The organism is Klebsiella sp. MISC125 (assembly GCF_051131775.1).
Taxonomy (GTDB): Bacteria; Pseudomonadota; Gammaproteobacteria; order Enterobacterales; family Enterobacteriaceae; genus Klebsiella.
On sequence record NZ_CP180448.1, the window covers coordinates 3,624,117 to 3,647,157 of the forward strand.

General features: G+C 54.0%; 20 protein-coding genes and 2 pseudogenes. 13 read left to right on the forward strand and 9 right to left on the reverse strand.

All coding sequences use genetic code 11. The features are described 5' to 3' along the window. Positions 1-178 precede the first annotated feature (178 nt). A complete protein-coding gene (locus ACMYSL_RS17200) occupies positions 179-973 on the reverse strand; it encodes an SAM-dependent methyltransferase (RefSeq protein ID WP_434659180.1) in 795 nt (264 codons plus the stop codon). Positions 974-1,218: 245 nt separating this feature from the next. On the opposite strand from ACMYSL_RS17200, the gene fecI reads away from it, so the two are divergent. The 7 genes from fecI (at position 1,219) to fecE (ending at position 8,790) form a co-directional block, all read left to right on the forward strand. Continuing rightward, positions 1,219-1,740: a ferric citrate uptake sigma factor FecI gene (gene fecI / locus ACMYSL_RS17205; protein WP_182237997.1), complete on the forward strand. Its 522-nt coding sequence runs from the start codon at positions 1,219-1,221 to the stop codon at positions 1,738-1,740. Further along, positions 1,737-2,684: a ferric citrate uptake sigma factor regulator FecR gene (fecR, locus tag ACMYSL_RS17210; RefSeq protein ID WP_304258245.1), complete on the forward strand. Its 948-nt coding sequence runs from the start codon at positions 1,737-1,739 to the stop codon at positions 2,682-2,684. Before fecI ends, fecR begins: the two co-directional genes overlap by 4 nt. A gap of 98 nt (positions 2,685-2,782) precedes the next feature. Further along, complete coding sequence (gene fecA, locus ACMYSL_RS17215) at positions 2,783-5,113, forward strand: TonB-dependent Fe(3+) dicitrate receptor FecA (protein ID WP_304258243.1); 2,331 nt, start codon at positions 2,783-2,785, stop codon at positions 5,111-5,113. A gap of 58 nt (positions 5,114-5,171) precedes the next feature. Then, positions 5,172-6,074 carry a Fe(3+) dicitrate ABC transporter substrate-binding protein FecB gene (locus ACMYSL_RS17220; protein WP_434659181.1) on the forward strand — a complete coding sequence of 301 codons (903 nt, stop codon included), beginning with the start codon at positions 5,172-5,174 and terminating at the stop codon, positions 6,072-6,074. 65 nt (positions 6,075-6,139) lie between these two features. Beyond that, positions 6,140-7,069, forward strand: a complete 930-nt coding sequence (gene fecC, locus ACMYSL_RS17225; RefSeq protein WP_434664131.1) for an iron-dicitrate ABC transporter permease FecC — start codon at positions 6,140-6,142, stop codon at positions 7,067-7,069. Then, positions 7,066-8,022, forward strand: a complete 957-nt coding sequence (gene fecD / locus ACMYSL_RS17230; protein ID WP_434659182.1) for a Fe(3+) dicitrate ABC transporter permease subunit FecD — start codon at positions 7,066-7,068, stop codon at positions 8,020-8,022. The genes fecC and fecD overlap by 4 nt, the downstream gene beginning before the upstream one ends. Then, positions 8,023-8,790 (forward strand): Fe(3+) dicitrate ABC transporter ATP-binding protein FecE, encoded by a 768-nt coding sequence (fecE, locus tag ACMYSL_RS17235; protein ID WP_434659183.1) that lies wholly within the window; start codon positions 8,023-8,025, stop codon positions 8,788-8,790. It abuts the gene before it with no gap. Positions 8,791-8,829: 39 nt separating this feature from the next. On the opposite strand, the pseudogene fraE reads toward fecE, so the two are convergent. The 3 genes and pseudogenes from fraE to ACMYSL_RS17250 form a co-directional block, all read right to left on the reverse strand. Further along, a pseudogene (fraE, locus tag ACMYSL_RS17240) lies at positions 8,830-9,108 on the reverse strand (fructose-asparagine asparaginase); the annotation flags it as partial. Positions 9,109-9,191: 83 nt separating this feature from the next. Next, complete coding sequence (gene ltrA / locus ACMYSL_RS17245) at positions 9,192-10,892, reverse strand: group II intron reverse transcriptase/maturase (protein WP_434659184.1); 1,701 nt, start codon at positions 10,890-10,892, stop codon at positions 9,192-9,194. A 578-nt stretch (positions 10,893-11,470) separates the two neighbouring features. Next, a pseudogene (locus ACMYSL_RS17250) lies at positions 11,471-12,235 on the reverse strand (type II asparaginase); the annotation flags it as partial. A gap of 307 nt (positions 12,236-12,542) precedes the next feature. Between ACMYSL_RS17250 and ACMYSL_RS17255 the strand changes: the two are divergent. Both ACMYSL_RS17255 and ACMYSL_RS17260 read left to right on the forward strand, forming a co-directional pair. Next, a complete protein-coding gene (locus tag ACMYSL_RS17255; protein WP_182237983.1) occupies positions 12,543-13,730 on the forward strand; it encodes an HD-GYP domain-containing protein in 1,188 nt (395 codons plus the stop codon). 80 nt (positions 13,731-13,810) lie between these two features. Then, the gene (locus ACMYSL_RS17260; RefSeq protein ID WP_434659185.1) at positions 13,811-15,595 is read left to right on the forward strand and encodes a diguanylate cyclase; all 1,785 of its coding nucleotides are present in this window, start codon (positions 13,811-13,813) and stop codon (positions 15,593-15,595) included. Between the two features lie 73 nt (positions 15,596-15,668). Here ACMYSL_RS17260 and ACMYSL_RS17265 read toward each other — a convergent pair whose 3' ends face one another. Continuing rightward, the gene (locus tag ACMYSL_RS17265) at positions 15,669-16,553 is read right to left on the reverse strand and encodes a LysR substrate-binding domain-containing protein (protein ID WP_434659186.1); all 885 of its coding nucleotides are present in this window, start codon (positions 16,551-16,553) and stop codon (positions 15,669-15,671) included. 100 nt (positions 16,554-16,653) lie between these two features. Here ACMYSL_RS17265 and ACMYSL_RS17270 point away from each other — a divergent pair, with 100 nt between their 5' ends. Next, a complete protein-coding gene (locus ACMYSL_RS17270; RefSeq protein ID WP_434659187.1) occupies positions 16,654-16,956 on the forward strand; it encodes a carboxymuconolactone decarboxylase family protein in 303 nt (100 codons plus the stop codon). A 4-nt stretch (positions 16,957-16,960) separates the two neighbouring features. Next, the gene (locus ACMYSL_RS17275) at positions 16,961-17,350 is read left to right on the forward strand and encodes a tautomerase family protein (RefSeq protein ID WP_110273617.1); all 390 of its coding nucleotides are present in this window, start codon (positions 16,961-16,963) and stop codon (positions 17,348-17,350) included. 71 nt (positions 17,351-17,421) lie between these two features. On the opposite strand, the gene ACMYSL_RS17280 is transcribed toward ACMYSL_RS17275, so the two are convergent. Then, positions 17,422-18,249, reverse strand: coding sequence for an aminoglycoside phosphotransferase family protein (locus ACMYSL_RS17280; protein ID WP_434659188.1), 828 nt, complete (start codon positions 18,247-18,249; stop codon positions 17,422-17,424). 120 nt (positions 18,250-18,369) lie between these two features. After that, complete coding sequence (locus ACMYSL_RS17285; RefSeq protein WP_110273619.1) at positions 18,370-19,425, reverse strand: SDR family oxidoreductase; 1,056 nt, start codon at positions 19,423-19,425, stop codon at positions 18,370-18,372. A gap of 97 nt (positions 19,426-19,522) precedes the next feature. On the opposite strand from ACMYSL_RS17285, the gene ACMYSL_RS17290 reads away from it, so the two are divergent. Beyond that, a complete protein-coding gene (locus ACMYSL_RS17290) occupies positions 19,523-20,407 on the forward strand; it encodes a LysR family transcriptional regulator (RefSeq protein WP_434659189.1) in 885 nt (294 codons plus the stop codon). Positions 20,408-20,454: 47 nt separating this feature from the next. Here the strand turns inward: ACMYSL_RS17290 and ACMYSL_RS17295 are convergent, their stop codons facing one another. Continuing rightward, on the reverse strand, positions 20,455-20,808 hold the full coding sequence (locus tag ACMYSL_RS17295) for a DUF1294 domain-containing protein (RefSeq protein WP_182237973.1): 354 nt from the start codon (positions 20,806-20,808) through the stop codon (positions 20,455-20,457). A gap of 427 nt (positions 20,809-21,235) precedes the next feature. Between ACMYSL_RS17295 and ACMYSL_RS17300 the strand changes: the two genes are divergently transcribed. Beyond that, on the forward strand, positions 21,236-21,643 hold the full coding sequence (locus ACMYSL_RS17300; protein ID WP_434659190.1) for a hypothetical protein: 408 nt from the start codon (positions 21,236-21,238) through the stop codon (positions 21,641-21,643). A 100-nt stretch (positions 21,644-21,743) separates the two neighbouring features. Here ACMYSL_RS17300 and icd read toward each other — a convergent pair whose 3' ends face one another. Further along, positions 21,744-22,994 carry an NADP-dependent isocitrate dehydrogenase gene (gene icd, locus ACMYSL_RS17305; protein ID WP_110273623.1) on the reverse strand — a complete coding sequence of 417 codons (1,251 nt, stop codon included), beginning with the start codon at positions 22,992-22,994 and terminating at the stop codon, positions 21,744-21,746. Between the last annotated feature and the right edge of the window lie 47 nt (positions 22,995-23,041).

Consider the following 23,041-nt stretch of genomic DNA (forward strand, 5'->3'; position numbering starts at 1 on the left):
TACCACGCTAATCATTACTGGCCAAAATACAAAACCCCACGGCCGTCAATCAGAATTACCCGCCAAAAAAGAGATGCAAGGTGAAATATTTTCGATATTCACTCTGAAATAAGAATCACCTTATTTTACACCGCTGACAGTAAATAATGTTTATCGACAGTTATTCATATTCCTTGCGTTATTTTTCACTCTCCACCTGGACCTTTACACCTTTAACTGAACAGCAGGCGATAAAGTTCAGACGGTGCTTTTGACTTTGGAAAAAGCGCATCATCGATAAAAATCTCGGACGATTCTCGCGCTTCAGTAAACCATTACAGGCAATCTTCAGCGCCTGTTTGAATCCTTCATCTTTGATAAGCCCTTTGGGCGACATTAGCGACATCCGCCCGTGGTGATAACGAACGTAATCGAAACCTGTCCGCTCAAAAAGCGCCTGCCAGCCTTCGGCGCTCAACGGGCTCACGTTGGATTTCACTACGCCCTGCAACTGCATCCGAGCCCCCTCTTCCAGCGCCTCTTGCGTGTACATAATATCGTGGGTCAGCAAACGGCCGCCGGGTTTGAGCACGCGAAAATATTCCGCCACCAGCCTCTCCTTAGCTTTATCACCATACATCGTCAGCATCGCCTCATTAATCACTACATCAAAGGTACCATCAGGAAAAGGCAGTCGATTAGCATTAGCCTCCATCACTAATACCCGATTATCCACGCCTTCACGGACGATGTTTTGCCGCGCTATCGCCAGCGCGTCTTTATCCATATCAATTGCGTAGACGCTACAGCGAAAACGCTGCGCCAGCTCTATCGAAGTGGTGCCCATATTACAGGCAACCTCCAGCACTTTGCTGTCAGGAGTCAATCCCGCTTGCTGAAACAACCACTCCGTCGCCTCCACGCCGCCGGGGCGCAGACGAGTTTTCCCCAAACTTGCCAAAAAGGTATGCCCTGCTTTGTCGCTTGCGTTCATCAGAATCTCCTTACCTATAACATGCATTATAAATACATCATTATGATTACCGAGGGAATAATGATAATGAATTTTATTTGCATTAATGGCAGGGGTAATTGCGGTAAAAAAATCTATTCAATATTTAACAGTTACTTATAGCAACTATTCACTTCATGATTGATAAGCGGATTGCGTTTTAATTGAAATGATAACCATTCTCATATTAACATACGGCACACTGATGAATTTTTCTGAACCCGCTCATGTCCCAGCCTTCCGCTACCGCTGCACCGTTGACGCTTGCCTCGCTGTATAGCGACCATCACGGCTGGCTGAAAAACTGGCTTACCCATAAGCTGCAATCTTCCTTTGACGCCGATGACGTCGCGCAGGATACCTTCGTGCGAATTATGGGCGGCGAGCCGCTGGCAACGATTCGCGATCCAAAGTCTTTCCTTTGCACTATTGCCAAACGGGTGATGATCGACCTGTTCCGCCGCAATGCACTGGAGCGCGCATGGCTGGACATGCTCTCGCAGCTACCGGAAGAGCTGGTCCCCTCGCCCGAGCTGCGGCAAAGCCAGCTTGAACTGTTACAGCAAATTGACGCCATGCTGGATGGGCTCAATGTAAAAACCCGGGAGGCATTTTTACTCTCGCAGCTCGAAGGCCTGACCTACGCCGAAATCGCCAACCGTCTGTCGGTATCCGTCAGCTCTGTCAAAAAATATATGGCGAGAGCTACCGAGCACTGCCTGCTTTTTCGCCTGGAGAACGGCCTGTGAACCCGGCGTTGAGCGACTCCCGTCGTCAGGCGTTGCGTTCGGCTTCGCACTGGTACGCCGTTCTGAGCGAAGGTCACGTCAGCCCAACGCAGGAAGCCCGCTGGCAACAGTGGTATGAGCAGAACAATGATCACCAGTGGGCCTGGCAACAGGTGGAAAACCTGCGTCAGCAGATGGGGCAATTGCCCGGCGGACTGGCCAGCCGGGCGCTGCACGATAGCCGTCTGGCTCGCCGCCAGGTGCTGAAAGGGCTGCTGCTTTTGCTGGTTGCCGGTGGCGGCTGGCAGCTATGGGATTCCGAACTGGCTGATGGGCTACGCGCCGACTACCGCACGGCAAAGGGCCTGCCGCGCCAGCAGCGGCTTGCCGATGGCACGCTGCTCACACTTAACACCGAAAGCGCTGCTGATGTCCGTTTTGACGCTCATCAGCGCCTCGTCCATCTGCGCTATGGCGAAATCGCCATTAAGACCGCGCACGACAACCAACAGCGACCGTTCCGGGTACGGACTCGTGATGGCTTGCTAACCGCGCTCGGAACCGAATTCACCGTGCGCCAGTTCGCGGGCGGAACACAACTTGCCGTGCAGCAGCACGCCGTCGAAGCGGTTTTGCCTTCGGGCAGCAAGCAAAGAGTCAACGCCGGAGAAAGCCTGTGGTTCACCCGCGATCGCTTCGCCGCCCTGGTCGCACTTAACGGCGGTGAAGATAGCTGGACGCAAGGAATATTAACCTTCCGTGATACCCCACTGAGCGAGGTGGTCGCCAGCGTAGCCCGCTATCGCTCCGGCGTACTGCGCTGCGATCCCGCCGTGGCTGATTTACGCCTCAGCGGAACCTTCCCGTTAGGGGATCCTGACGCCATCCTTAAGGTCATCGCACAAACCCTGCCGATAAAATTGCAGTTTGTCACCCGCTATTGGATCACCGTGATTCCGGCTTGAGAAAAAAAATCAAAAAAATTCTCATTCTCCATTGTCCCTTTTCCCCTGCTCGTTCGACTTATTAGGTGAATACAACCAAAAACGATCATGGAGAACTCATGACGCCTTTACGCGTTTTACGCAAACCGCTGCCTCTGGTGATGGCAATCCGTATCAGTCTGCTGCCGTTAGTGGGGCTGACTGCCGTGCCGGTATTTGCCGCCACGCAGTTTGATATTGCAGCCGGGGATTTGGACAACGTACTTAACCAATATGCCGCCCGCAGCGGCATCACGCTCTCCGCCGATGCCAGCCTGACGCGCGGTAAGCTCAGCCCCGGCCTGCACGGCAGTTTTGAAACCGAGCAGGGATTACACACGCTGCTGGACGGCAGCGGATTACAGCTAAAAGCGCTGGGTAATAACGTCTGGACGCTGGAACCCGCGCCCGTCAGTAGCGAATCTACCTTAACCGTAGTGGGCGACTGGCTCAGCGACGCCCGGGAAAACGATGTCTTTGAGCACGCAGGTGCCCGTGATGTTATCCGCCGGGAAGATTTCGCCAAAACCGGCGCGACCACCATGCGCGAAGTTCTGAACCGAATTCCCGGCGTGAATGCACCGGAAAATACCGGTACCGGCAGTCACGATCTGGCGATGAACTTTGGTATTCGCGGCCTCAATCCGCGCCTTGCCAGCCGTTCCACGGTATTGATGGACGGCATCCCAGTGCCTTTTGCGCCTTACGGCCAGCCGCAGCTTTCGCTGGCACCGGTCTCGCTCGGTAATATGGATGCGGTGGATGTGGTACGCGGTGCCGGTGCGGTGCGCTATGGGCCGCAAAGCGTTGGCGGCGTGGTGAACTTCGTGACCCGCGCCATTCCTCAGGATTTCGGTATAGAGGGCGGCATTGAGGGGCAACTCAGCCCTACCTCTTCGCAAAACAATCCGAAAGAAACGCATAACTTAATGATCGGCGGCACGGCGGATAACGGTTTCGGCTCCGCCCTGCTCTACTCCGGCACCCGCGGCAGCGACTGGCGCGAACACAGCGCGACACGCATCGACGATGTGATGCTGAAAAGCAAATATGCGCCCAACGAAGTGCATACCTTTAACAGCCTGCTGCAATACTACGACGGCGAAGCCGATATGCCCGGCGGCCTCTCCCGCGCCGACTATAACGCCGATCGCTGGCAATCCACCCGCCCTTACGACCGCTTCTGGGGACGCCGCCAGCTCGCCAGTCTTGGCTACCAATATCAACCGGACGCGCAGCATAAATTTAATATTCAGGGGTTCTATACCCACACCCTGCGCAGCGGTTATCTGGAACAGGGCAAGCGTATTACACTCTCGCCGCGTGAATATTGGGTTCGCGGCATTGAACCACGCTACAGCCAGAGCTTTATGATGGGCCCATCGGCGCATGAAGTCGGCGTCGGCTACCGCTATGTGAATGAATCGACCCACGAGATGCGTTATTACACCGCGACCACCAGCGGCGAGCTGCCCAGCACCGCCAGCCCGTACGATCGCGATACCCGCTCCGGCACCGAAGCCCACGCCTGGTATATCGACGACCGTATTGATATCGGCAACTGGACGATTACGCCGGGCATGCGCTTTGAGCACATCGAGTCGTATCAGGACAACAATATAAAAGGCACCCGCGAGCAGGTCAGCTATAACGCGCCGCTCCCGGCGCTAAACGTTCTTTATCACCTCACCGACAGCTGGAATATCTATGCCAACACAGAAGGCTCATTCGGCACCGTACAGTACAGCCAAATTGGCAAGGCTGTGCAAAGCGGCAATGTGGAACCGGAAAAAGCACGCACCTGGGAAGTCGGCACCCGCTACGACGACGGCGCGCTGAGCGCCGAGATGGGACTATTCCTGATTAACTTTAATAATCAGTACGACTCCAACCAGACTAACGACACGGTTACCGCACGCGGTAAAACCCGTCATAGCGGCCTGGAAGCGCAAACCCGTTACGACCTTGGCGAACTTTCCCCCACCCTGGATAACCTCTCGGTCTACGCCAGCTATGCCTATGTCAACGCCGAAATCCGCGAAAAAGGTGATACCTACGGCAACCAGGTTCCCTTCTCGCCAAAACACAAAGGCACCTTTGGCGTCGATTACAAGCCCGGCAGCTGGACGTTTAACCTCAATAGCGACTTCCAGTCCAGCCAGTTTGCGGATAACGCCAACACCGTGGAGGAGAGCGCCGACGGCAGCACCGGGCGTATTCCTGGCTATATGCTGTGGGGCGCGCGAGTGGCCTATGATTTTGGCCCGCAAATGGCCAACCTCAACCTCGCGCTGGGGGTGAAAAACATCTTCGATCATGAGTATTACACCCGCTCTTACGACGATAACAACAAAGGCCTTTACGCCGGTCAGCCGCGCACGCTGTATCTGCAAGGATCGATGAAATTCTGATGATGGTTTGTTGCCGGATAGCGGCGCAAGCGCCCTGTCCGGCAAGCTGGAGTTGACTATGTTTAGCATTGTTCGCATGTTTATTTTTGGCCTGCTATTCCTGACAGGCCCCGCATTCGCCGTCACCGTGCAGGATGAGCACGGCACTTTAACTCTTGATAAGACACCGCAGCGGATCGTGGTGCTCGAACTCTCCTTTGTTGACGCGCTGGCGGCGATTGACGTCAGCCCGGTGGGCGTGGCCGATGATAACGACCCATCGCGAATTCTGCCGGACGTACGTGCGCGCCTGAAACCCTGGCAGTCGGTAGGTACCCGCGCCCAGCCCTCACTGGAAGCCATCAGCGCCCTGCATCCTGACCTGATTATTGCCGATAGCAGCCGCCATAGCGGCATTTACGCCTCCCTGCAACAGATTGCCCCGGTACTGTTGTTGAAATCACGCAATGAAACCTGGGAGGAAAATCTGCAGTCGGCGGGAATTATTGGCAAAGCGGTTGGCAAAGAGGCAGAGATGCGGCAGCGCCTGGCGCAGCATCGGCAAACTATGGCAGCGTTTGCCCGCCAGCTACCAGCCGGTGCCAGCGTGCTATTTGGCACCTCGCGCGAGCAGCAGTTCAATCTTCATTCGACGCAATCGTATACCGGCAGCGTGCTGGCGGCGCTTGGCCTGAAGGTTCCGCAGCCGATCAACGGCGCGCCGATGGCGGCGATCAATCTCGAACAGCTGCTGGCGATTAATCCGCAATGGTTGCTGGTGGCCCATTATCGGGCCGAAAGCATCGTTAAAAAATGGCAGCAGGACGCGCTCTGGCAAATATTACAGGCCCAACAAAAGCAGCAGATTGCCGCCGTCGATAGCAACAGCTGGGCAAGAATGCGCGGGATCTTTGCCGCCGAGCGTATCGCTGGCGATATGGTGAAAATCGTCCACCACCAGGCGGTTGATAGCGCACCATGAGACCGTTCCGTCGATCGTTTTTTATCTGGGGATTGCCGCTGCTGACGCTCATCGGTCTGTTCTAGCTGAGCCTGTTTTGCTATTCGGCAATCCCGATTTCGCCGCTAAATGCCCTGCACGCCTTGCTCGCGCCGAAAACGCCTCCCCTTGCGCAGGCGTTAGTGCTTAATCTGCGCCTGCCCCGCAGCCTGGTGGCGATGATGCTCGGGGCCAGCCTCGCTGTTTCAGGCACGCTGCTGCAAACCCTGACCCATAACCCGCTGGCCTCTCCCTCTTTGCTGGGCATCAATAGCGGCGCGGCGCTGGCAATGGCGCTGACCAGCGCCTTCAGCCCGGCACCGCTGACCGGGCTTTCGTTGGCGTTGATTGCCGCCTGCGGCGGTGGAATCAGCTGGATGCTGGTGATGACCGCTGGCGGCGGCTGGCGTCAGGAGCTGGATCGCAATCGGCTGATCCTCGCCGGGATTGCCCTCTCGGCGCTATGCATGGCGCTGACCCGCATAACTCTGCTGCTGGCGGAAGATCACGCATACGGTATTCTCACCTGGCTGGCTGGCGGCGTTTCCCACGTGCGCTGGGCAGAGTTCTGGCAGCTTCTGCCTTTTACGGTATTGATTATTCCCGGTGTCTTTCTGTTGGCCAATGCGCTTAATTTGCTGAACGTCAGCGATAGCGCCGCCCATTCACTGGGAGTGAACTTGCCCCGTCTGCGCCTGCTGATTAACGCCGCCGCTTTGTTACTCACCGGGGCCTGCGTCAGCGTCGCCGGGCCGGTCGCCTTTATCGGTCTGCTGATCCCGCATCTGGCACGGCTTTGGGCCGGTTACGATCATCGTACGCTTCTGCCTATGAGCGCCACGCTGGGCGCTTTATTTATGCTATTAGCGGATATTCTCGCCAGAGCGCTGGCCTGGCCGGGAGAGCTCCCGGCGGGCGCGGTGCTGGCTCTGGTCGGTGCACCCTGTTTCGTCTGGCTGGTCAGGAGGCGCGGATGAGACTCCGCCGCGTCAGCTTTTTACTGCTCGTTCTGGCGCTGTTAACCGTGCTTTCGTTGCGTATGGGCGCAGTCCCGCTGCCGTGGCGGGCGCTGCTTGATGGCTGGCATCCGGGTAGCGAACATCACTACGTCCTGATGCAATATCGCCTGCCGCGCGTGGTGCTGGCGCTGATAATCGGCGCCGCGCTGGCGGTTTCCGGCGTGCTGGTTCAGGGAATTGTACGCAATCCGCTGGCCTCGCCGGATATTCTGGGCATTAACCATGCGGCAAGCCTGGCGTCGGTAAGCGCATTGTGGTTTATGCCGTCCCTGTCCCTGCTGTGGCTACCGCTGCTGGCCTTTATCGGCGGGATGTCGGCGATGGTCATCCTGATTGCCCTTGCCGGTTTTTCCCGCCCAATGCGCCTGGCGCTGACCGGCGTGGCGCTGTCGGCCTGCTGGGCCAGCGTGACCGATTATCTTTTACTGTCGCGCCCTCAGGAAATCAATAACGCGCTGCTGTGGCTAACCGGTAGCCTGTGGGCCAGAGATGGCTCGTTTGTGATTGTCGCTCTGCCCTTGCTCACCGTGCTGCTACCGCTGAGTTTCGCTCTCAGCCGCGATCTCGACCTGCTGGCGTTGGGCCACGATCGCGCCGGGACCTTGGGCGTCAATATTCGCTGGCTTAACGGCTACGCGTTGACCCTGGCGGTGGCCCTCGCCTCGGTCAGCGTCGCGGTCTGCGGCCCTATCGCTTTTATCAGTCTCGTCGTGCCGCATCTTGTTCGCCGCCTGTTCGGTGGACGTCATCGTTATTTACTGCCGGTTTCGGCGCTGATGGGCGGGCTGGTTCTGCTGCTCGCCGATCTGCTGGCGCGAACGCTCAACCCGCCGATGGAGCTTCCGGCAGGCGTACTGACAGCGATTATTGGCGCGCCCTGGTTTATCTGGCTACTTGTGAGAATGCGTTAAATGGAACTGCGAACGGAAAACCTGACCGCTGGCTATGACGGCAAGCGCATTATTAACAATCTCAACCTGACGTTACCGGGCGGGAAAATCACCGCGCTGCTGGGGCCGAACGGCTGCGGTAAATCCACTCTGCTGAAGTGCTTTTCTCGCCTTCTGACGCCGGACGCTGGGGAGATTTGGCTTGGTAATCAGACCTTAAATGGTATCTCGACTCGTCAACTGGCGCGGCGGCTGGCGCTCCTTCCACAGCAGCATCACGTACCGGAAGGCGTGACCGTGCGCGAGCTGGTCGGCTATGGCCGCAGCCCGTGGTTGCCAATGTGGGGGCGGCTTTCGACACAGGATAGAGAGAGCATTGAGCGCGCGCTTGAACGAACAGGCATCGCTGGGCTGGCGGAGCAGCCACTAAGCGCCCTTTCCGGCGGCCAGCGGCAGCGGGCATTTCTGGCGCTACTGCTGGCTCAGGATACGCCGCTGGTGCTGCTTGATGAGCCAACAACCTGGCTGGATATCAATCATCAGGTGGAGTTAATGAAGCTGATGCGCGAGCTACAGCTAATGGGAAAAACCGTGGTCACTGTGCTGCACGATCTTAATCAGGCCAGCCGCTACTGCGATCATTTGGTGGTACTTGCTGGGGGCCAGGTGCAGGCTCAGGGCCCAGCGGAAACGGTGCTGACGCCAGAAATGCTGCGCGAGGTCTTCAGTCTGGAGGCAGAGATTCATCCGGAGCCGGTATCGCAGCGCCCGATGTGCGTGGTGAAATAATACGAGGTATGGCGCAGAACGCGCCATACCTGAGGATAATCAGTAAGTGTGGAAATATTGCTGAATCACCTGCGGATTTTTAGTTTGCGTCAGCGCCGTCATCAGCAGAATGCGCGCTTTAGCCGGATTGAGCGAATCGGATACCAGCCCCGGCTGGCCGTCATCAACCGGTACCACACCGCTACCGGTACGCGAGGCGCGAACCACCACAATACCGGCTTTTTCCGCTTTTTCGATCCCTGCCGCACTACGTACGGAAACAGAACCCGCTCCGGTACCCGCATAGATAATGCCGTCGGCATGGTGCGCAATCGCCGCGGTCGGGTAAGGACACGGTGTTACCACCGCATCCTCCCCTAAGAACCGTGCTTGCGAGTTTCCCCGCACACGGCTCAAGCCTTTCAAAGCCCCACTGGAGGAGCCGGTTTCACCACTTTGAATCGGCGTGCGCGGGCTATCTGGTAGCAGTCTGGATGTAACATTATCAGATTACTGTTGGTATCTCGCCCACCGTCGATCGTTCGTTTCACGTGGAAGAGACGCCACCCAGTAGATTCTCCGATCATCTGTTGGCAGACAGGGCAATGTCGTTCCTGAGCCAACCATATTCGAATCAGCCGGGTTCGTCCCTTGATTGACCTCTGCATTGCAAGGGCCAATCGCTCTTCGAAGTAGATTTCCCATTTAGGATCAAATGGATTGGCATCAGAACGGATTTTCCTGTGCCGCCTGATCGGCGTACTGTCAATGTTGTAAAGCTCCAGAAGCTCGGGGACTCCAGTTTGGAGTATCCTGCCGGTTTCCGTGGCAAAGACCCAGTGCCGGGATCCAATGATTCGGAAGTACTTCCTCCTAATCCACCCAGTTCCCTTGTGGGGATGCCGACGTTTTACCCAGCGCCACAGGCTATGCCATATCGCGCAACTGACCTTACTTAATGTTTGTTTCGCCACAACATGCCGATAGTAATTTGCCCATCCACGTAACATCGGGTTGAGTTTCTTTATCAGTGTATCGTGTCGCACCATTGCATTACCCTTAATCACTCCCCTTACTTTGCGCAGGAAACGTTGGACACTTACAGGAGCTGGCTTGATTAACAGTTTGCCCCCATATTTGCGTACGTTCATGCCGAGGAAGTCGAATCCATCGCTGATATGTGTGATCCTGGTCTTTTCTGGTGACATCGAGAGACCTCGCTCCGCCAAAAACTGCTCGACCATAGGGATAACTTCTTCTGCCAGCATTTCACGTGTCACACCGGTTATGATGAAGTCGTCTGCATATCGAACAATATTGACCTTTGACGGATTGCGGGTACTCCTGCGATATTTAAGTCGCAGCAAGTGTTCTAATCCATCAAGAGTCATATTCATCAACGTTGGCGATATGATCCCCCCTTGGGGTGTGCCCGCCGCTGTTGGATAAAGGACACTATGGTGAAAGTAGCCAGCTTTCAGCCACATTCGCAAGATCGCCTTGTCCATCGGGATATTGGTGACCAGCCAGTCGTGCGATATTTCGTCAAAGCAGCTACGGATGTCAGCTTCAAGGATCCATTCCGCACAATCGGTGTGTGAAAGAGCCTTGAAGCACTGTTCAATTGCATCAGCCGTTGATCGGGCAGACCTGAACCCATATGAGTTCGGGTCTGCGGTTGTTTCGGCTATCGGTTCCAAAGCGAGCAAATGCAATGCCTGCTGCGCCCGGTCGATCATGCAGGGAATGCCCAGTGCCCGCTGCTTCCCGTTGGCTTTTGGGATGTAAATCCGCCTCAGTGGCTGAGGACGATAGCCCCTTCGCCTGAGTGATAATACTGCTTTGAGCTTGATCTTCGGCGTAGACCACGTAATCCCATCCACGCCAGAAGTTCGTTTGCCGCGATTCTCTGTCACTCGCTTAACGGCGAGAGCTTTGCCGCTGAACGAGTGGGTGAGCAGCCATTGCAGGGCTTTCACTCTGCCATGTCTGCCTTCCTGCGTTGCCTTCACGATACGTGCCTGAAGCCTTCTGACCTCGCGGTGGCATCTTGCCCAGTCAATACTGTGCCAGTGCGTCGCCTGATCGGAGAGTGCACCAGAGCTATTTAGCTGCGCCGTCATTTGCTTTCCCTCCTTTAAAGGTTCGCCAGACTCTCTCGTGATGAAAGACCAGACTGAAGTTTGCCCGCTTTCGCGTGAGGTAATGTTGCCTATCGACGCAACCTCTATCCATTCCATTACAGAATGGCCTTCGCTTTCTCAGTCCTCCTCTATCCGCACCGCCAACGGTTTCCCTTACGAGGCCCCTGCCCAACCGGGCGGCAATACGGATTTACCATGTTCCGTTCGAAGAACACGATGGGTTAGGTTCTGCTTCTCCGCCGGTAGCTCTGTTGTCCGCGTATCCCCAGTATAAAAAGGAATATCCAGCTACTGTGCCTTTTGGCTACAGCCTTTCAGTACCTTTAGCTGCTTAATGTTGACGACGTTTATCAGCAGTTCACTTGTGTTAACCGTACCATCAAGCCTAGCGCCTGAGCCGCATTGGTACTTGCAGCCCCTGCTACATTGTCCCGATCGCTTCAGACCCAACAGTTACCCATCGAGCCTGGATCAGTAGGCTACCGCTGACGGAACAGCGGGCTTTATCACCGCGATACTTGCGGGTAAAGCAATTCTTCGAACGACTTCATGTCGCACTCATACATATATTCCGGATCGTCCTGATAGCCATAAATAATGACCACTTTTGGCAGTGCGTTAAGGTTACGCACGTCAAAAACAGAACGCACGGTGTGAATTTTATCCACCCGGGTTTCAAACTGCGGCTTGCCGCTGACGATAACACCCAGGTAGCCCTCTTCGGGCGCCTTGAAGGTATCCAGCGTCGTCGCATTCGTTTTGGTCACGAAACGTGCAGCACCGATACGATCATTAAGAACCACCATCACGCCACGACCTTTCGCTTGCGGATCAGCCGCCACGGTCACCGCCTCCAGCAGATTCATCGGACCATCGGCGCTGATGGCCGTTGCCGGACGCATTGCCGCGGTGAAGACCACTGGCTTATTGCTTTTTACCGTCAGGTTGAGGAAATAAGGCGTTTCATCCAGCGTATCGGTTCCATGAGTAATCACGACGCCGTCTACGTCATCGCGGGCCAGCAGCTCATTAACGCGTTTTGACAACTTGAGAATAATATCGCTGGTCATATTTTCGCTGCCAATATTGGCTACCTGCTCACCGTCAACGCGCGCGACCTTGCTCATCTCAGGCACGGCATTAATCAGCGTCTGTACGCCAATCGCGCCGGCTTTATACCCGGTCGTTTGGGTGTTGCTGGCCGCCGAGCCGGCAATGGTTCCTCCGGTCGCCAGGATCACAATGTGCGGCAGGCGCGTCTCACTTAATGCAAAAGTACTCACTGTCAGTAACGCAATGGCCAGTAATGCTCTAAAATTCATAATTACTCATCCCAAAATAGATATTAATCAAACACGCACAGCGTTAATGCAAACGGCTTGCCAGGATTTATTTTTGTTTTAAACATAAAAATGATTAACTATCAGACAAAAAAGGATTTTTTATTCACCCTTGGCGCTACTTTGGTGCAGAGACGCGCTAAAAATAGGCGCTATAAAATTCTGAATCAGAATCAACTTATTCAACGAATTCTGTAATACAGGCATAAAGCGCGTGATGGTTACATAATCGGCATTGTGATGAGCGAAATGAACCAAAACAATTCGGGTAACGCGATGGAGAAAAACGATGCGTATCGCCTTAAAATCAGCATTGATGCTTGCCACCCGCGTCATACAAATCATTAACCCTGAATTACATCTTCATATGCAAAGAACGGCGCTGATTGCGCTGGAGCTTGCGCTCGCGGCCGGTTTGTCTCGTCAGCAGCAGCAGACCATTTTTTGCGCCGCTCTGCTGCACGATATCGGCGTGCTGGGCGACAAAAGGGTTATCGCTTCACTCAACGCGATAGATAATCTCGACGACCCGCATCAGCATCGGGGAGCCGAAATGCTAGATGGGTTAGCCACTCTGGCCCCCATTCTGCCGATTATCCGCGACCACCATTTTAGCCCGAGCCACAGAGGCAGCCTCGAACAGCATATTGTTTATTTTGCCGACGTCTTTGAGCGCCTGTTATCCAGCGATAAAACTGCCACCACCTATCAAACCGACATTGTCATTGATAAATTTCGTGCGCTATATCAGGAGATCGACCCGCAGCTGTGCCAGACCTTATGCCAGCTCGCCCAAAAGGAGCATTTTTGGCTGCATCTTAACCCCGGGCATATTCAGCGGATGCTGGAGATTATCGGCCCAATTAACGCTATTTACATCGATATCGATGGCCTGAAAGACATCTGTTTATTGATCGCCAAAATTGTAGACACCTACAGCAGCTTTACCGCCAGCCACAGTCTGATGGTCGGGAAAATATCCCGAATGCTGGCAACCTACATAAATCTGCCGGAATTAGAGTGCCAAAAAATCGAAATCGCCGGCTATTTACATGATATTGGCAAAATCTATATCCCGTTGGCGATTCTGGAAAAACAGGGTGAACTGGATGACGAAGAGCTACTTCAGGTTCGTGAGCATAGCTACATGACCGGTAAATTGCTTAGCGCCTTTAGCGAACTTGGCGAGATCATTAACTGGGCTGCCAATCATCATGAAAAACTGGATGGCAGCGGTTATCCTCTCCATCTTAATGAGGATTATCTGCAGCTCCCGGACCGAATTATCGCCATCGCCGATATTTTTACCGCCCTCACCGAAGACCGCCCCTATCGCCACGGAATGAGCCTTCAGCAAGCATTACAGCTGATAGAGGCTGATGTTATAAATGGTGCGTTGGATAAAGACGTGTATCGCGTTTTGCACCAGCATGCCAAAGCGCTCCACGCTATTATTACTAACACACTGCACTCTTGAGAGTCGGGCCTGTACGGGTAAACCAAGGGTGCAGTTATAAAAAAATATAATTAATTCATCTGCACGCAAGGATATATCCGGTGAGAATCGCCACCATGACCAACTGGGCCTACGGGATCACCGTCGCCCTGACCCTCGCTTCAGGCATCGCAATGCTGATGGCCTCCAGCGCGGACAATGCCGAACGTCGCGCCGTTGAACAGCGTCAACAGTTCGATCAACTTAGTGAAGAAGTTGAGAACGGAGCCTGGGAGCTTTCAGACCTCGCCCGGCTGTATATCATCAGAAAAAATCCGGATGTTTTACGGGAGTATCGGCAACAGGCTCAGGCAATAACTGCGATTGAACATCGGCTGGAAAAGCTCAGGGACAATGGCGCGACGCTTGAAGAACTGGCGCTATTGCGTGATGGTTTGCAGAAAGCCGATGAATTGCAGGATGAACAGCAAACGGCCCTGGCGCATGCCGATCGAGGGGAAGAGAAAGAGGCGGTAAACTTACTGTACGGCGTTCCCTACGAGCAAGAACTTGAGCAGGTGCAGACGCAGCTTGACCATTTTCGCCTGATGCTTGAAGGCCGGGTGAATAAAACCATTTCCGAGGCCACGGAGAAATCGCGCATCTGGCGAACCCTTTCCGAGGTGATGGTGGGGCTGACGGCGCTGATGTTCCTGTTTGTACTGGGTTTTCTTCTCAAACGCCGGGTGTTATATCCTGTCGTGCGCTTGAGCGATGTCGTGCAGCGGCTGGCTTCCCAGGACTACGCCGTCGAAACGCCGCAGTTTACCCAGATAGATGAAATTGGCGATATGGCCCAGGCGATTCGTATCTTCCGCGAAAACGGTCTTGCGCGGCAGCGACTTGAGCAAGAGCGCGATGCCGACTGGGCAATTCGGGAACTGCTGGCGCGGATGACCCAGCGGCTACAAGGCTGCGAGTCGTTCGAGGATGTCATTAAGGTTGCTGAGCTGTTCGCGCCGAATATCGCCCCTGAGATCCCCGGCCGACTCTATATCCTCGATACCGATCCCTGGCAGATGCGCTGCGTCGCGCAGTGGCTGTCGCCGCCGGATGAACCTCTTGTTTTCCATCCCGACAACTGCTGGGCCGTTCGGCGCGGGCTGAGCCACCCACCGGTAAATGGCGAACCAGACATTGCCTGCTACCACCTGCCGCAAGCGCAGGCTAACCAATCGCTGTGCGTGCCGCTCATTGCCCAGGGCGAAGCCATTGGCCTGCTTTCATTCCGCAACGTAACCCCTTCCACAGCCCCTTCTCGCGCCTATCTCGAACTGATGGCGGAAGCGCTGGGGCTGGCGTTGGCTAACCAGCGTTTACGTAACGCGCTACTGGAAAAAGCGCTGTTCGATTCGCTCACTGGACTGCGTAACCGCCATCATCTTGACGATGCTCTGCACACGCAAATGAATCTGGCCGTGCGCAACGGCACACCGCTAAGCTGTTTGATGATCGATATCGATCACTTCAAGGCAATCAATGATAATTACGGCCACGAGGCGGGCGATCTGGTGATTAAAAGCGTCGCCGCGATCATCCAGCGTGCAGTGCGTGATATCGGGATGGCCTTCCGCTACGGCGGCGAAGAGTTCCTGGTGCTGCTGGCCGGAACCAACGAAGAGGCCGCTATGGCCTGTGCTACCGATATTTATAACAGCGTACATCTGCTGACCTTACGCTATGGACTGGCTGAGATGGGTCAGGTTGATGTCTCCATCGGCATCGCCAGCTACCCGCAGCATACCCAAAGCGATAGCCTGCTGCGCGCGGCGGATGCGGCGCTTTACCGGGCAAAAGAGCTGGGGCGTTCAAGGATTGTGAGCTTTGGGATGTTGAAAACGGAGTGAGTGGCGTTCTTAGCCCCCTCTCCTTTCGCTAATGCTGCGCAACCGGGGCGGCAGAGACGCTGTCGAATAGCGCTTACATCGCATTTAATAGCGTCTCTTCCATCAGTTGCCCCAGCAGCGCCCTTGCTCCATGAATGGCATCGTTTCCCGGCCCCTGCTCCAGGGTAATCCCCAGATTCCCCGGCGATGGCAGCATACTTCCCGCCACACGCAAGTTGCCGGGCATTCCGATACGGGTACGCACGGTAATGCCAAGCCCCGCCTGCAAAGCTGCCCAAATACCGCTCAGGCTGTGGCTGACAAACACCACTTGCCAGGCGATGTTGGCACGGTCGAGACAATCAATGGCACGGGAACGCATCAGGCACGGGCTTTCCAGCATCACCAGCGGCAACGGCTTGCCCTGCGCCAGCAGCGTGCCGATGTCCAGTTGCGGGTGCGTTATCCACTCCAGCGGACACTGAGCAATCAACTTGCCGTCACGTTGTGCGCTCTCCGGCTGCCAGAGCAACGCCATATCAAGCGCGTTGTTATTGAGCGCCTCGAGCAGCGCCCGGTTGCGGTCAACGCGGGCAATCATTCGCATCCCCGGATGGTGGCGCTTGAACTCGCCAAGTATTCCGGGCATAAGCGATTCGCCAAAATCTTCCTGCATACCAATACGTATTTCACCCTGTAACAGTTCGCCATTCAGGGCCCGCAGCGCTTCATCATTTAGCACCAGCAGACGACGGGCATACCCCATGATTATCTCGCCATGATGGGTCAGCTCCAGGTGGCGACCTTTCTTTACCACCAGTTCGGTGCCGCACTGTTGCTCCAGTTTTTTCAGCTGTGCACTGACCGCCGAGGTTGAACGGCAGAGGCGATTTGCTGCCTGCGCAAAGCTGCCGCACTCAATGCCAGTTACAAAACTGCGCAGTGCGTCGAGGTCGAGCGTAAGAGGAAGCTTATTCATTATCGTCCTGAAATACGGGATAGATAGTCGCGGATAATTCAATTTTCAGGATCGAAATATCGCGCCAGAATGACTTCACTGTCAATACGGAGAGAGAACGATGACGAAATCCCTTGATCGTGAAACCCTGGCCCGCGTCGCACCAAAGCTGGCTGAATTGAGCCGGGATGTACTTTTTAATGATATCTGGAAACGAGAACCGCTTTCCCCACGCGAGCGCAGCTTAGTGACGCTGGGAGCCCTGACCGCACTTGGCCGCGTTCATCAGTTACCCTGGCATATCCGCTTCGCCCAGCAAAATGGCGTGACCCGTGAAGAAATCGTTGAGGTTTTCACCCATCTGGCATTCTACGCGGGCTGGCCTGCAGCGGTTTCCGCCTTTGAATGCCTGGAAGAGGATTAACGAGATGCCTTTCACTCGTATCACTCTGAATCAGGGTTATAGCGACGCGCAAATAACGCAGATTTCCGACATTCTGCAACAAAGCCTTGAGAGAGAATTTGCCGTTCCGCCTCATGATCGCTTTCAGGTTTTCGAAAGGCTACCTGCGAACCTGCATGTGTTCGACCGCCAATATAAAAGCGGTGGCCGCAGCGACAATTTCATTCAGTTCCATATCACGGCAGGTAAACCTCGCGCATTCGAGCAGAAGAAAAACCTCTGCCGCACGCTATGTGAGCAGCTGCATACGGCGCTGGGTATTAATCCGGATGATGTCATGGTGATCATTCAGTTCAATACCGCCGATGAGTGGAGTTTCAGCAATGGACTGATGCTCTCTGAAGAGGGGTTATGATTGTAACGTGCCAGGGATATCAGTCGCTGGCAGTTTTTGCGCGCCGAATGCAGGTCAGGTTGAGCTTCTGCTCACTGCTCAAGTGCAATAATTGCCAACTCAGCGACTTTTAATGTTGTCGATACATCGCCGTTACTTTCGAGGGACCATGCTGCTGATAGCCCGCACCATGAAATGATCCATTTGAGAAGGCGCTCTCTGTCCAGGCCCGCCGTCTCGGTAACGATACTTAGTCGTTGTTTAAATATCTCCGGAACAGTCGCTACACGCGGCACTGGATTATCAAGATCCGGATTAGTGAAAATATTGGCAAAGTCGAACCCTCGTTCACCTATGAGCCCTTTTGGATCGATGGCCAACCAGCCAGACGTCTCAAAATCAAGCACATTACCGTGGTGTAAGTCACCATGTAACACAACGATATCGCGTGGAGACGAAAGCAATTCTTCTGAGGTCTCCGCACAAATTGTCAGGGTGCCACCATATTTCAGAGCTGCTGGTTTTAGTGCAGAAAACCACTCATGCAGAGTTGTTAACCGGGGCAAGGGTCTCGTGGAGGGGCGATGAAGCCTGTTAGCCGTGGCGCACAAAATGCGACAGGCTTCATTATCCTGACCTTTTCTCGACATCGTTGCCAGTGACGCAGAGCCTGTCGCCCGGGCGAGTAGAATTGCTTCGTTTTCATGCGCAATAACCTTTGCTGCACCGTTACCTTCCCACCATGTCATGAGTGCGTTCCCGGTTTGCTCATCCGCATCATCAGTCACTTTCAGCATGGCCTTAATACCATGTGCTGCTGTTTTAACCGGGAGTAGCTTTGAGGTATGCGTGATAAATGGGTTGCCGTCCGCGATGAGATCCCAACGATTCAACCAGAAACTTAACTTGTCTGTATCCATCACGCTTCCTTTAACATTCTTATTGTCATTTTCTAGCCCCTCACTGCGCCGTCCGGGCACATTCAGGCCCTCATATCAGCGAGGGCCTGCATTAGCTGCAATCTGCTGCGTAATACCTTGTCAGGGGATAATACACGCGGATCTCAATTGCGCGAACAGGCTGAAAAACATGTCGTCGGTTGCCTGCATGCGAGTAAAGCCTGCCCGACGCAATTTGCTACCGTCACCAAACATGTCGTAATTCCAGCTAAACACAAAATCGGCAAACTTCCCGTCGTTTAGCTGCAAGATGTCCGCTTCCACCAGCCTGCTCCCGGCAAGTTCGCGCCATTGTGCGCGATAGTCCTTAAATAACTGGTGAAATGACAGTCTGACCGGCGGGGCGCATTCCAGCTCAAACCAGCGCGCGATATGCGGCCACAACTCGCTCCAGCGCCAGACGTCACCGTTATTCACGTTAAATGCCTGATTCTCTGCCATCGGCGAGGTTGCTGCCCACAGCGTCGCCTCCGCCAACAATCCGGCATCAGTATGATCAACGATGCTGTGCCAGGTTTGTTCCGAGCCGGGAAAGCGCAAAGGTAAATTCTGCGCCTTACACAAAGACGCATACAGTGCGATGCTCAAAGCGAGGTTCATAACATTACCGGGCACTGCGCTACCCACCACGCCCGGCCTGATGGCATTCCAGTGCCACGTTTTTCCATGCTGAAAATCGCTAAGCCATGCGAGTTGAGCAGCGTTAAATTCCGCGCCGGGTACGCCAGGATCGCTTTCGCGCGCTGGGGTTTTGAATGGCCCAAGATGCGCGCCGTAGACTTTGTAGCCCTGCATCAGGCTTACGGTCTGTAGCGGGGCCGTTTTCTCAATGTTACTCACCAGGTTGCGCAGCATGGTGACATTAGGTTCAACCATTTCTGTCCAGTTCGCGGCATTCATCCAGGCGCTGTAAAAAATATGGGTGATGCCGCAGAGGGATTGCAGTCTCTGGGCGCTGTGCTGTGCATCCAATAAGTCGACGTTGATTATCGGAATGCCATCAGGGTGGGATGACGCCTGGCGGCTCAAGCCGATAACCTCCCACTTATTGTGCAGGAGCGTTTTGACAAGTTGCCTACCCACAATCCCGCTGGCGCCGGCAACCAGCGCGACCTTTTGTTGCTGCATCTTATTCATGGTGCTTCCCCAGAGAAGGTGACAGATACAGTGTGATATATTATTTTTTTCACACATATCCCATGAAACTGATGACACTTATAAGAAAAATCATTAAATGAACAATAAGCTCAATGCGATTGCCACCTTCTTGCGCGTGGCTGAAGCAGGCTCCTTTTCTGCGGCCGCCCGACAGAGCGGTATCAAACAATCGGCGGTCAGCCAGCAGATTGCCGCGCTTGAGGAGGAGCTCGGCGTGGTATTGCTGCATCGAACAACGCGAGTAATGGCGCTGACTGAACAGGGAGAAATCTATCGACGTGATATGCAGCTTTTGTTGGAGGCCATGCGGGAAGCCGAGAGGCGACTGAACCCCGACCATCTATGGCAAGGCAAGGTACATATGCAGTTGCCGAGCGGTCTGGGCCAGATCTTTTTGCCACATCTGCTGGCGCTTCAGACCACGAATCCAGAGCTGCATCTTACGCTTTCACTTGATGACCGCGTTGTTGACCTTGTGACTGAAGGGGTTGATGTCGCGCTGCGCCTCAGCAGTGAGCCCCCGCAGACACACGCAGCGCGCGTGCTGGCACGCATTGAAACGGCGCTTTTTGCTGCCCCCGGCTTTAAACCCGTGGATGCTGTGAGCAAGTTGACTGGACTTCCTTATGTACGGTTCAGCGGCATCGCGCAGGAGGCACCGCTACGCTTAATTTCTGCTGATGAGACTATCGATGTGAAGGTCAATACCGTTTTCCGTGCCAACACCAGTGAAGCGCTGTTACAGGCACTGGAGTCAGGCATCGGTATCGGCGGCATGCAGCGACCGCTCGCGGCCAGGGCTTTACGATCGGGTACGTTGGTTCCTGTATTACCCGCCTGGCGGTTACCTGACCGTTTCCTCTATGCCGTCTATCCCGATGCCCGCTTTATCCCCCAGAGAGTCAGAAGCATTATTAGTGCGATCGAACAATTACTGCCTGAGATAACCGGGAATATCTGAAACATTTATCATGCGGCTACCGCTGTGAAAGAAAACTCTGTGAATATTCAGGGAGCGGAAAAAGGAGAAAACAGATCAAACTGGTAAACCGCCACCATCGCTGAGATATTCAATATCACGCTGATGATAAAGTAGGTTTTAAATGGCTGCTTTTGCGTTTTATGGCGAAAGAGTTGTTGACCCACTATCGCGCCAGGCCACCCTCCCACAACCCCAAATACCAGCAAGGTGAGTTCCGGCACTCTGCGCCAGGCCTTGCGTGCCGCCATTTTATCCACGCCGTAAACGACCAGCGTCAGGATGTTGACGAGCAGAAGCCATATGGCACAGGAATGCGGGGTAAATAGGCTTCCAACCGCCGCGATGACCAGGAGTAAATAACAGAAGCGATTGAGATTCATATCAGTAGCCACGGCCGTTATCAGAAAGTCCTGGAATCGAATTATACTCAATATAGATCGCTAAAAGAAACTTCTGCTATGAATCAGAAATAGAGAGCTATTGAGAAAATTTCATGGTCCTCAAGGGCTTGGTGACAGTATAGCTTTGTCTGTTATGAGCAAAGAAAGTACACTATTCATGAAAAGATACTTCTGGGAACCAGACTCAGAAATTCGGCCCCCCCCTTTAAGAACATATTTTTGGCAACTGACCAACTAAACCTGCCACACTATGCTGTAACTCAATTAGGATTGTCGCAAATCGCTATCCCCTTCAGGATTTTTGTCATTACCGATGAACAGTCTCAATTATTGCCTGTTTAATCATTTTTTGCTTTGCTCACTCTTGATAGGATTGGCTTGATTTTTTACTTATGGGAATAGGGATATGAAAAAAATAGTTTTGGCACTCGCGATTATTGGTCTTACCGGATGCGCAAGACCATATGGCCCGGCAGAAAAAATACTAAACCAGGAAGTCGTAAAGCCGAATAGCGCTCATCCGCAAACAAAAGTGACAATAACAAGAAATAAACAATTTATTGCCAGCGCTAGCGGCGGTACATGTAAGTTTTTAATCTCTATTGATGGTAAAGATGTCGCGCTCTTGCGCCAAAACCAGTTCGTGAGCGCATATCTTAATAATGGGCCGCATAAATTAAAAGTGAGTAATGAGTGCACTACGCTGAGTATGGGAATGCGTAAAACACTGGATATTGTTGCCGATGGAACGCCTCAGGAGTATGTAACAGAGCAGGGAGCATGGGGACAATATCGAATGTGGCAAACTAAATAGCAAGAAACTGACGTGAAGGCCGCAGGTTGCTCAGCCTTTTTATTACTGATACAAAACGGGAGCCCATCGGCTCCCGTTCTTATTTAACCCAAAATCTGGATTACATGTTCGCGATGATCGCGTCGCCAAACTCTGAACATTTCAGCAGCTTAGCGCCTTCCATCAGACGTTCAAAGTCATAGGTCACAGTCTTGGCAGCGATTGCGCCTTCAGTACCCTTAACGATTAAGTCTGCGGCTTCGAACCACTGCATGTGGCGCAGCATCATCTCAGCGGACAGAATAATAGAACCTGGGTTTACTTTATCCTGGCCTGCATATTTCGGTGCAGTACCGTGGGTCGCTTCGAACAGTGCACACTCGTCGCCAATGTTCGCGCCCGGAGCGATACCGATACCGCCAACCTGCGCCGCCAGGGCGTCAGAGATGTAGTCACCGTTCAGGTTCATACACGCGATAACGTCGTATTCCGCCGGACGCAGCAGGATCTGCTGCAGGAAGGCGTCGGCGATCACGTCTTTAACTACGATCTCTTTCCCGGTGTTCGGGTTTTTGATCTTCAGCCACGGGCCGCCGTCAATCAGTTCACCGCCGAACTCTTCGCGTGCCAGCTGGTAGCCCCAGTCTTTAAACGCGCCTTCGGTGAATTTCATGATGTTGCCCTTGTGCACCAGGGTCAGCGAGTCGCGATCGTTAGTGATAGCGTATTCGAGAGCGGCGCGAACCAGGCGTTTGGTGCCTTCTTCAGAGCATGGCTTGATACCAATACCGCAATGTTCCGGGAAGCGAATTTTCTTCACGCCCATTTCATCACGCAGGAATTTGATCACTTTATCGGCTTCTGCTGAGTCAGCTTTCCACTCGATACCTGCATAGATGTCTTCTGAGTTTTCGCGGAAGATAACCATGTCGGTCAGTTCAGGATGTTTAACCGGGCTCGGCGTACCCTGGTAGTAACGTACCGGGCGCAGGCAAACGTAGAGGTCCAGTTCCTGACGCAATGCGACGTTCAGAGAACGAATACCGCCGCCAACTGGCGTGGTCAGAGGGCCTTTGATAGCAACACGATAATCACGAATCAGATCAAGAGTTTCGGCAGGCAGCCAGACATCCTGGCCATAAACCTGGGTCGATTTTTCGCCAGTGTAAACTTCCATCCAAGAAATTTTACGCTCGCCCTTATAGGCTTTCTCAACGGCAGCATCAACCACTTTCAGCATTGCTGGGGTTACGTCAACACCGATACCATCGCCTTCGATGAACGGGATAATCGGGTTATGAGGGACGTTCAGTTTGCCGTTTTGCAGGGTGATTTTTTGACCTTCCGCCGGAACTACTACTTTGCTTTCCATTAACCTCTCCTTCGAGCGCTTCTGGTTCTGCTCTTCCCTCTTCACGC